Origin of the sequence: Kineococcus arenarius subsp. arenarius (assembly GCF_050871845.1) — a bacterium.
Taxonomy (GTDB): domain Bacteria; phylum Actinomycetota; class Actinomycetes; order Actinomycetales; family Kineococcaceae; genus Kineococcus.
The window spans coordinates 1-9,862 of the sequence record NZ_JBJLSE010000125.1 but is presented as its reverse complement, the minus strand read 5'-3'; the positions used below and the strand labels follow the sequence as shown (position 1 = coordinate 9,862).

Annotated in this window: 10 protein-coding genes; 5 read left to right on the top strand and 5 right to left on the bottom strand. The window is 73.9% G+C overall.

All coding sequences use genetic code 11. The features are described 5' to 3' along the window. Positions 1-584, bottom strand: a 584-nt coding sequence (locus tag ACRYM0_RS19175; RefSeq protein ID WP_432507441.1) for a DUF4349 domain-containing protein, incomplete at its 3' end; no start/stop codon positions are given. A 190-nt stretch (positions 585-774) separates the two neighbouring features. Here ACRYM0_RS19175 and lepA point away from each other — a divergent pair. Continuing rightward, positions 775-2,631 carry a translation elongation factor 4 gene (gene lepA / locus ACRYM0_RS19170; protein WP_432507442.1) on the top strand — a complete coding sequence of 619 codons (1,857 nt, stop codon included), beginning with the start codon at positions 775-777 and terminating at the stop codon, positions 2,629-2,631. A gap of 73 nt (positions 2,632-2,704) precedes the next feature. Here lepA and ACRYM0_RS19165 read toward each other — a convergent pair whose 3' ends face one another. Continuing rightward, complete coding sequence (locus ACRYM0_RS19165; protein WP_432507440.1) at positions 2,705-3,559, bottom strand: alpha/beta fold hydrolase; 855 nt, start codon at positions 3,557-3,559, stop codon at positions 2,705-2,707. 221 nt (positions 3,560-3,780) lie between these two features. On the opposite strand from ACRYM0_RS19165, the gene ACRYM0_RS19160 reads away from it, so the two are divergent. Then, positions 3,781-3,984, top strand: a complete 204-nt coding sequence (locus tag ACRYM0_RS19160; RefSeq protein WP_432507439.1) for a cold-shock protein — start codon at positions 3,781-3,783, stop codon at positions 3,982-3,984. 81 nt (positions 3,985-4,065) lie between these two features. On the opposite strand, the gene ACRYM0_RS19155 is transcribed toward ACRYM0_RS19160, so the two are convergent. From ACRYM0_RS19155 to ACRYM0_RS19145, 3 genes are read right to left on the bottom strand one after another with little or no spacing between them, the layout of a single operon-like run. Continuing rightward, complete coding sequence (locus ACRYM0_RS19155) at positions 4,066-4,755, bottom strand: hypothetical protein (protein ID WP_432507438.1); 690 nt, start codon at positions 4,753-4,755, stop codon at positions 4,066-4,068. After that, positions 4,737-5,732: an acetylxylan esterase gene (locus tag ACRYM0_RS19150; protein ID WP_432507437.1), complete on the bottom strand. Its 996-nt coding sequence runs from the start codon at positions 5,730-5,732 to the stop codon at positions 4,737-4,739. Before ACRYM0_RS19150 ends, ACRYM0_RS19155 begins: the two co-directional genes overlap by 19 nt. Before the next feature lie 43 nt (positions 5,733-5,775). Continuing rightward, complete coding sequence (locus ACRYM0_RS19145; protein WP_432507436.1) at positions 5,776-6,573, bottom strand: DUF1206 domain-containing protein; 798 nt, start codon at positions 6,571-6,573, stop codon at positions 5,776-5,778. 79 nt (positions 6,574-6,652) lie between these two features. Between ACRYM0_RS19145 and hemW the strand changes: the two genes are divergently transcribed. The 3 genes from hemW to ACRYM0_RS19130 all read left to right on the top strand — a co-directional run. Beyond that, positions 6,653-7,864, top strand: a complete 1,212-nt coding sequence (hemW, locus tag ACRYM0_RS19140; RefSeq protein WP_432507435.1) for a radical SAM family heme chaperone HemW — start codon at positions 6,653-6,655, stop codon at positions 7,862-7,864. 100 nt (positions 7,865-7,964) lie between these two features. Further along, on the top strand, positions 7,965-9,206 hold the full coding sequence (locus tag ACRYM0_RS19135) for a DUF3500 domain-containing protein (protein WP_432507434.1): 1,242 nt from the start codon (positions 7,965-7,967) through the stop codon (positions 9,204-9,206). Positions 9,207-9,582: 376 nt separating this feature from the next. Continuing rightward, positions 9,583-9,862: IS110 family transposase (locus ACRYM0_RS19130; protein ID WP_432507433.1), on the top strand; the 280-nt coding region annotated here is incomplete at its 3' end.

Genomic DNA, 9,862 nt, shown 5'->3' with positions numbered 1-9,862 from the left:
GGGCGGGCGGGCGGGTGGGCGGGCGGGTGCGCGCGCCGGCGGCGCAGCGAGAGCACCAGCAGGGCGAGCGCGGCGGCGGGCACCGCGAACGGCAGCACGACGCCGAGCACCACGGCCGCGGCGCCCAGCACGCCCAGCAGCGCGTCCCAGCCGGCGGCCAGGCCACCGGTGAAGCCCCCCGGGCCCGCGGCGGTCCCCGCCGCGGCGGCGTCCTCGCCCAGGGAGACCTCCACGGTGGCCAGCGAGACCTGGTCCGCCAGCGCCCGCTGCCGCGCCTGCAGGGCCTCCAGGTCGGCCTGGCGGCGGGCGATCTCGCCCTCGAGGACCAGCACGTCCGGGATCGTGGTGGCCTGCGGCAGGCGCGCGCGGAAGGTGGCCAGCACCGCCTGCGCGGAGGCGACCCGGATGTCCACGTCGGCGACCTCGGCGGTGACGTCGGTGGCCGTGGTGGTGCGCTCCACCTGCCGGCCCAGCGCCGCCACGTCGTCGAGCACCCGCGGCAGGCGCTCGCCCGGCACCCGCAGCACCCCGGCAGGAGCCGCCCCCGCGCCGGCCGTGCTCGCGGTGGTGGGCGTGGTGGGCATGGCGGCCTTCCCGGGGTGCGGTCGCCGTGACCGCGCCGTTGGGACGCGGTGCGCACCCGCCCGGTTCCCGCGTCCGGCGGCGCCCCACCCGGCCGCACCGGGTCGCGGGCAGCACGCGGCTCGCGCCCCGCGTGCGACGATGGAGGTCCACGACCGTGCCGACGAGAGGTGCACCCCGCCCGTGTCCCCGATGGCCGCGAACGCCCCGGCTCCCGCCTCCACGCCGCCGGAGCTGCTGCGCAACTTCTGCATCATCGCCCACATCGACCACGGCAAGTCGACGCTGGCGGACCGGATGCTGCAGCTGACCGGGGTCGTGGACGAGCGCGCCATGCGGGCGCAGTACCTGGACCGCATGGACATCGAGCGCGAGCGCGGCATCACCATCAAGTCGCAGGCCGTGCGCATGCCCTGGGGCGTGGGCGGCACCGACTACGCCCTGAACATGATCGACACCCCCGGGCACGTGGACTTCACCTACGAGGTGTCCCGCTCGCTGGCGGCGTGCGAGGGCGCGGTGCTGCTGGTCGACGCCGCGCAGGGCATCGAGGCGCAGACCCTGGCGAACCTCTACCTCGCCATGGAGAACGACCTCACGATCATCCCGGTGCTGAACAAGATCGACCTGCCGGCGGCGCAGCCGGAGAAGTTCGCCGAGGAGCTCGCCGGCCTCATCGGCTGCCAGCCGGAGGACTGCCTGCGGGTCTCCGGCAAGACGGGCGTGGGCGTCGAGCCGCTGCTCGACGAGATCGTCAAGCAGATCCCCGCACCGGTGGGGGACCCCGACGCCCCCGCCCGGGCGATGATCTTCGACTCCGTCTACGACACCTACCGCGGCGTCGTGACCTACGTGCGGGTGATCGACGGTCACCTCTCCCCGCGCGAGCGCATCGCCATGATGTCGACGAAGGCCACCCACGAGCTGCTGGAGATCGGCGTCTCCTCCCCGGAGCCGACGCCCTCGCAGGGCCTGGGCGTCGGCGAGGTCGGTTACCTCATCACCGGCGTGAAGGACGTGCGCCAGTCCAAGGTCGGCGACACCGTCACCAACGCCGCCAAGCCGTCCGCCGAGGCGCTCGGCGGCTACCGCGACCCCAAGCCGATGGTGTTCTCCGGGCTGTACCCGATCGACGGCTCGGACTACCCGCTGCTGCGCGAGGCGCTGGACAAGCTCAAGCTCAACGACGCCGCCCTGGTGTACGAGCCGGAGACGTCCGCGGCGCTGGGCTTCGGGTTCCGCATCGGCTTCCTGGGCCTGCTGCACCTGGAGATCGTGCGCGAGCGGCTGGAGCGGGAGTTCAACCTCGACCTGATCTCCACCGCGCCCAGCGTGGTGTACGAGGTGACGATGGAGGACCGCAAGGTCGTCACCGTCACGAACCCCTCGGAGTTCCCCGAGGGCAAGGTCTCCGAGATCCGCGAACCGGTGGTGCGCGCCACGGTGCTGGCGCCGGCCGAGTACATCGGCGCCATCATGGAGCTGTGCCAGCAGCGCCGCGGCGAGCTGCAGGGCATGGACTACCTGTCCGAGGAACGCGTGGAGATGCGCTACCGCCTGCCGCTGGCCGAGATCGTGTTCGACTTCTTCGACCAGCTGAAGTCGCGCACCCGCGGGTACGCCTCCCTGGACTACGACGTCGACGGCGACCAGGTCGCGGACCTGGTCAAGGTGGACGTGCTGCTGCAGGGCGAGCAGGTCGACGCGTTCAGCGCGATCGTGCACAAGGACAAGGCGTACGCGTACGGCGTGATGATGGCCGGCAAGCTCAAGGAGCTCATCCCGCGCCAGCAGTTCGAGGTGCCGATCCAGGCGGCGGTGGGCGCGCGCATCATCGCCCGCGAGAACGTCCGCGCCATCCGCAAGGACGTCCTGGCCAAGTGCTACGGCGGTGACATCACCCGCAAGCGCAAGCTGCTGGAGAAGCAGAAGGAGGGCAAGAAGCGCATGAAGATGGTGGGGCGCGTCGAGGTCCCCCAGGAGGCGTTCATCGCCGCGCTGTCCTCCGACGCCGCCGGCGACAAGGCCAAGGACAAGGCGAAGAAGTAGCGGCGGGCCGGCAGCGGTGCGGGGGCCGGCGCGGTTCGCGCCGGCCCCCGCTGCCCAGCCGTCCCGCGGTCGCTCACTCGCTCCGCGAGGCGACCCCGGAGCGATCCAGCACGCGCAGCACCGCGTCGGCGACGACGTCGGGCCGGTCCACGGGCACGAAGTGGTTCGCGTCGTCCACGCGGGTCAGGTTCGCGCCGGGCACGTCGCGCGCCAGGCGCTCGCCGTAGCGGGGTTTCATCTGCGAGTCGCGCATGCCCCAGACCACCTCCAGCGGCAGGTCCAGGCGGGGCAGGAAGGGCGCCACGGTCTGCGTGTAGACGGAGTCCGCCGACCGCAGGTGCCGCGCCAGGCGGGAACCGCCGCCGGGCTCCAGCCACGGGGCGACGAAGCGGTCCACCGCCTGCGGTGCGCGGTCCTGGTGGCTGAACAGCGGCCGCAGCGCGGTGCGCAGCACCTTCTCCAGGGCGCCGGCCGGGAGGCGTTCGAGCACCGGCCAGGTGAGTTTGAGGGCCTTGATGCCGGGCACGGGCCAGCCGTCGTAGCAGACGCCGTCGACGACCACGGCACCCGCCACGCGCTGCGGCGCCGCGGTCGCCAGGATCTGCGTGACGCCGCCGCCCAGGTCGTGCCCGACCACGACGGCGCGCTCCTCGCCGAGGGTGTCCAGCAGGTCCAGCAGAGCCGAGGCCTGCGAGGCGATGTCCACCCCGGTGCCCGCCGGGGCCGGGGAGCCGCCGTAGCCGAGCATGTCCACGGCCACGACCCGGGCGTGCTCGTGCAGGCGCGGGACGACGTCCCACCACAGGGTGTGGTTGGTGGGGATGCCGTGCACGAGCAGCACCAGGGGCCCGGAGTCCCCGGCGCGCCACACGTTCCGCGGGCGCCCGGCGACGTCGATGGTCTCTGTCCGTCCGATCGGGAGTTCCACGGCACCAGGGTGGACGAGGAGGCCCTGCGCGGCACCTCGGGCGCCGACCCCCGCCCGGACGCCCACCGGCCGGTGGGGGTGCTAGGGTTCACACCAGTCGCTGTTCTCGATGTGCTTCCAACACCCCGGGGATCGTTTCCGAGGGTCGTACAGCTTTCCAATCAGGTCAGCCCCTCGGCGGCTAGCTCTGCTCGCAGGGCGTCGCAACCTGAGGAGGCCTCATGGCTCAGGGAACTGTCAAGTGGTTCAACGGCGAGAAGGGCTTCGGCTTCATCGCCCCCGAGGACGGCTCGTCCGACGTGTTCGTCCACTTCAGCGAGATCACGGGCAGCGGTTTCCGCAGCCTCGACGAGAACGACCGCGTCGAGTACACCGTGACGCAGGGCGCCAAGGGCCCGCAGGCCAGCCAGGTCACGCGTCTCTGACGCGACCTGCCCGCTACGACCCCCGCACCGTCCCGGTGCGGGGGTCGTGCTGTTCCCGGCGGTGCCCGGCGCTGCGAGCGCTCAGTCCTCGAACCCCGCGCTGGCGGTGACGGTTCCCGGGGGCACCTCGGTGAACCCCCCGTCGCGCACGTCGACGCGCTCACCCGCGGGCAGGACCGGCGCGCCGATCAGCACCCGCACCCCGAAACCCCCGGCCGCCCACGCGGAGGTGAGCAGCGCCGGCAGCCGTTCCCAGGCGAGCTGCGCGGCGTGCCCCACCTGGGCGGCGGCCTTGCCGGTGCTCATCCGCACGCCGGGGTGCAGCCGGATCGTCAGCAGGCCGGGCGCCGCGGCCGGGACGGCGGCGCCCTCGGGGTCGGTCAGGTCCAGCCCGCCGACCTGCAGGGGCTTCAGCAGCGGCGGCACGTCGTCGCGCGGGTGCGGGGCGAAGGCGCGCACCGCGGCGTCGCCGCTGCGCGCCTCCACGTGCGGCAGTTCGGCGGTGCGCTCCCACCTCACCCCGCGCGCCCGGCGGGTGATCTTGCGGATCCGCCGTCCGCGCCAGGCGGCGACCGTGTCGTGGAACTCCCCGCCGGGCGCGGTGGTCCGCTCGTCCGTCAGCAGCAGCACCACGGCGCGGGCGGCGGCCACCAGGACGTCGGTGTGCGCCGGGGCCGGCTCGCGCTCGACGCGCGCCACGAGCGAGAGTGCCCACGGCTCGTCCTCGTCGGGCGGCAGGACCGGGTGCGCCGTCACGGCTGCTGCCGCCACAGCTCGTCCAGGAAGCGCAGCTGGCGCTCGAACTGGTGCGCAGCACCGCCGGAGTGGTCGGAGAACTCCCACACGGTGATGTCCTTGCGCACCGGCCGACCGGCCCGGGCGCCGTAGCGGTTGTAGGCCGCGAACACGGTGGACGGGGGGCACACCGGGTCCATCGCCCCGACGCTGAACAGCGCAGGGGCGCTCGCGCGCAGGGCGTGGTTCGCCCCGTCGACGTAGGACAGGGTGCGGAAGGTCTGTTCCACCGCCTCGCGGGAGTGCCGCCGCAGGAACGTGACGACCTCCAGGTACGGGCCGTCGCCGGCCGTGTCGCAGGCGCGGCGCACCGAGCACAGGAACGGCACGTCGACCAGGGCCGCGGCCACCGCCTCCCCGGCCAGGTGCGCGGCGGCCAGTGCGAACGCGCCGCCCTGGCTGCCGCCGGCGACCACGAGCCGGGCGGGGTCCACCCCGGGCAGCGCGGCGGCGGCCTCCACGGCGCGGGCGCAGTCCACGAGCGCACGGCGGTAGTAGTACGTCGCCGGGTCGTGCACGCCCTTGGTCATGAACCCGTTCGCCCACTGCCCGGCGACGGCGCTGGTGTCCGGGTCGGGGGTGTCCGAGCCCTGCCCGCGGGTGTCGACGACGAGCACCGCGTACCCGGCGGCGGCCCACTCGGTGTGCTCCACGGGCCGCCCGCGCGTGCCGGAGTACCCGATGAACTTCACCACCACCGGCAGCGGCCCCTGCGCGCGGCGCGGGCGCAGGAACCACCCGGCGATCCGGTCCCCGCCCCAGCCGGAGAACCGCACGTCGGCGACCTCCACCTCGCTCAGCTCCGGGCCGGGACCCTCGCGCAGCACGAGGTCCAGCCGGTGGCGCCGGGCGTCGGCGAGGCTGCCGGCCCAGAAGGTGTCGAAGTCGGCGGGCTCGGCGACGTCGCCGAGGTGGTCGCGCAGCTGCTCCAGCGGCAGGTCGGTCAGGGGCACCCCGGGAACGCTACCCGCGCCGCCCGCCGGCCGCCGGGAGGGTTCAGGCGCGGCGACGGCGCCGCGCGGTGGCCAGCTCGAACACGGCGTAGGCGGCCACGCCCAGCGCCACGACCGTCAGCAGCACCCGTCCGTACGGCTGCTGGGCGATCTCGTGGAACGCGGCGTCCAGACCGCGCGACTTGGCGGTGTCGCCGTTCGCGGACAGCACCACGAGCACGCCGAGGACGCCGAACGCGACGCCGCGCGCCACCCAGCCCGCGACCCCCAGCGCCGTCAGGGCCGGCGACAGCGAGCCCTCGACCTTGTCCTCGAACTTCTTCATCAGCCCGCGCACCGCCAGGCCGACGCCGACGCCGACGATCACCAGGCCGACCACCACGACGAGCACCGGCCCGCCCGGGGCCTCCAGCACCCGCTGGGTGAGCGTCTGCTGCTGCTGCCCGCTCGACGTGCCGCCGCCGAACAGGAACCGGGCGCTGGAGATCCCGAGCACCGCGGCGACCAGGGCCTTGACGACGGCCTTGACGCGGTCACCGGCCCCGTCGGCGGCCACCGCGGCGAAGACCTGCCAGACGACCATCGCGGCGAAGCCGAGCGTCAGCAGCGCCAGCAGCACCTGGCCGAACGGCTGGGCCGCGATGCGGGACATCGCGCCGGAGGTGTCCGCCTGGGCGGGCGCGGTGCCGAAGGCGATCTGCAGCGCCAGCCACGCCACCAGCAGGTACACGACGCCCTCGGCGAGCACGCCGGCACGCCCGACCCGCTTGACGGTGGTCTCGTGGCGCTCGGCGAAGCGCTCCCCCTGCCGAGCGGTCTCCTTCACGTCGTTGCCGGACATGGGCACATGGTGGGACCGTGCGCCCCCCACCGCACCCCGGCCGGCGTGGGCGGTGGTCCGCCGGGGTGACACTTGAGGGGTGCCGAGCTCCCTGCCCGACGGCGAGGCCGTCCCGACCGACGGCGCCCTGCCGCCCACCGCCCTGGCCGGTGCCGCGGAGCGCACCTTCGGGGTGTACCTGCACGTGCCGTTCTGCGCGGTGCGCTGCGGCTACTGCGACTTCAACACGTACACCGCCACGGAGCTGGGCGGCGGCGGCTCGCAGGCCGCCTACGCCGCCACGGCCGCCGCCGAGGTCGACCTGGCCGCCCGCGTGCTGGGCGCGGCCGCCCGCCCGGCGTCCACGGTGTTCTTCGGCGGCGGCACGCCCACGCTGCTGCCGGCGGCGGACCTGGCGGCGATGCTCGGCGCGGTGCGCGAGCGCTTCGGCCTGGAGCCGGGTGCGGAGGTGACCACCGAGGCCAACCCCGACTCGGTGACCCCCGGGGCGCTGGCGACGCTGGCCGAGGCCGGGTTCACCCGCGTCTCCTTCGGCGTGCAGTCGGCGGTGCCGCACGTGCTGGCGGTGCTGGACCGCACCCACGACCCGCGCCGCGTGCCCGAGGCGGTGCGCTGGGCGCGCGAGGCCGGTCTGGACGTCAGCCTGGACCTCATCTACGGCACGCCGGGGGAGTCGGCGGACGACCTGCGCCGCAGCCTCGACGAGGCGCTGGCCTGCGAGCCGGACCACGTCTCGGCGTACGCGCTCATCGTGGAGGAGGGCACCCGGCTGGCCGCGCGCATCCGCCGCGGGGAGGTCCCGGCACCGGAGGACGACGACGAGGCCGACAAGTACGAGCTCGTCGACGACGCGCTGAGCGCCGCGGGGTTCTCCTGGTACGAGGTGAGCAACTGGGCGCGCGAGCCCGAGCACGCCTGCCGGCACAACCTCGCCTACTGGCGCGGCGGCGACTGGTGGGGCATCGGCCCCGGCGCGCACAGCCACGTCGGCGGGGTGCGCTGGTGGAACGTGAAGCACCCCACCGCCTACGCCGGGCGCCTCGGGAACGGGCAGAGCCCCGCGCACGCCCGGGAGGTGCTCTCGGAGCAGGACCGGCGCACCGAGGACGTGCTGCTGCGCTCGCGGCTGGCGGAGGGCTTCGACCCGGCGTGGTGGGGGGCGGGTGCGCTGGCGGCGGTTCCGGGGCTGCGGAGCGACGGGCTGCTGGAACCCCTCGGCGACGGGCGTCTCGCGCTGACCCGGCGGGGTCGGCTCCTGGCGGACGCGGTGGTCCACGCACTGCTCCGCTGAGCCGCCGCGGAAGTGCCGCCGGGGAGCTCGCCGCCGCGGTGTGTTGCTCAAAGTAATCAATGTGTAACGCTGTGTGGCGACAGTGCTCTACCCAGGTGACATGACCGCGCCGTCCCCCGCCTCGACGAGGCACCTGCTCCGCTGGCCCGCGACCACCGCCGCGCTGGCGCTGGCCCTGACGCTGGGGAGCTGCTCGAGCTCCGAGGAGACCGGCGACGCCTCTTCCTCCTCCACCACGTCGTCCTCGTCCTCGTCCTCGACGGTGGCCGCCGGGTCCGGTGACGTCGTGGCCCTGGCGGAGGCGTTCGCCGCCACGCTCTCCGACGAGCAGCGCGAGACGCTGAACCAGGAGTACACGTTCGCCAACGCGGCGAACTGGTCGAACTTCCCGGACGCGCTCCTGAGCGGTGGCTTCGGCGGTGGTGGCGGGGGCGCGGCACCCAGCGGCGCGATGACCGGCGCTCCCAGCGGCGGCACCAGGACCGGTGCACCCAGCGGTGCCGCCCCGGGTGGCGGCGCGAGCACCAGCACGGGCCGGGTGGGGTTGCAGACCAGCGAGCTGAGCGACGACCAGTGGGCCGCGCTGGAGGCGCTGCTGGCCGCAGCCACCGGCTCGGCCGAGGACGAGGGCTACGACGAGGTCGTCCAGCACCTGGAGGCCGACGACTACCTCGGCGAGAACAGCGGCGGCGACTCCTACGGGCGCGGCAACTTCTTCATCGCGTTCCTGGGCACCCCCTCGACCAGCGGGACGTGGGAGCTGCAGTTCGGCGGGCACCACCTCGCCGTGGCCAACACCTACGTCGACGGTCAGCTCGCCGGTGCCACCCCCTCCTTTCGCGGCATCGAGCCGTTCAGCACCGTCGAGGTCGACGGCGACACCGTGCAGCCCGAGCAGCAGGAGCAGCAGGCCTTCGTCGCGCTGCTGAGCTCGCTGGACGAGACCCAGCTGACCACCGCGACCCTGTCCAGCTCGTTCAACGACATCCTGCTCGGGCCTGGCGAGGACTGGGCGTTCCCCACCACGTCCGAAGGGCTGAAGGGTTCGGAGCTGACCGACGAGCAGAAGGCGCTCCTGCTCGACGCGATCGAGCGCTACGTTGGCGACGTCGACGACGAGAACGCCGCGACGATCCTGGCGCAGTACGAGAACGAGCTGGACGAGACCCACGTCGCGCACTCGGGCACCACGGCGATGGACCAGATCGGCGACTACGTGCGCATCGACGGCCCGTCGGTGTGGATCGAGTTCTCCATGCAGATCGGCATCGTCCTCTCCGGCGCCCACCCGCACGCGGTGTGGCGCGACAAGGACACCGACTACGCCGGCCTGACCTCCTGACGTGACCCGGGTCCGCCACGTCCTCGCCGCGGCCCTCTGCGCCGGTGCCGCCGTCCTCGCGGCGGCGGCACCGGCCTCCGCGCACGTCATGCCCTCGACCGTCGTCGAGCTCGACGTCCACGCCGACGCCATCACCGCTGCCCTGACAGTGAGGATGTACGAGGACTCCGCGCCGGTGGGTCTGACCCTTGCTCTGACTGACCTCGTGTCTTCAACGGGATCTGTCGACCGGCCGGCGCGGAGCCCTCGTGCACCTGCCGAACGGGCGTCGTGACCTCATAGGAGCCTGGCCAGAGGCCCCGTCACTGTCTTGTCCGCCCGCCCGACCGGCGCGTGCCGCCCGTACCGGTCGAGGTGGAAGGACGGCGAGACCACGATGACATCGCAGCGCAAGAGGATCCAGCAGGTAGCGGTCCAGCAGGTAGCGGTCCAGCAGGTAGCGGTCCAGCAGGTAGCGGTCCAGCAGGTAGCGGTGGAGGTGACCGGCGGTGTGGACACCCACCAGGACACCCACACCGCAGCCGCCCTGGACGCCGCAGGCCGCCTGCTGGGCTCGGCGCAGTTCCGCGCTGACGCCGCCGGCTACGTGGCGCTGCTGGCGTGGCTGCGCACCTTCGGCGCCGTGGTGCTCATCGGCATCGAGGGCACGGGCGTCT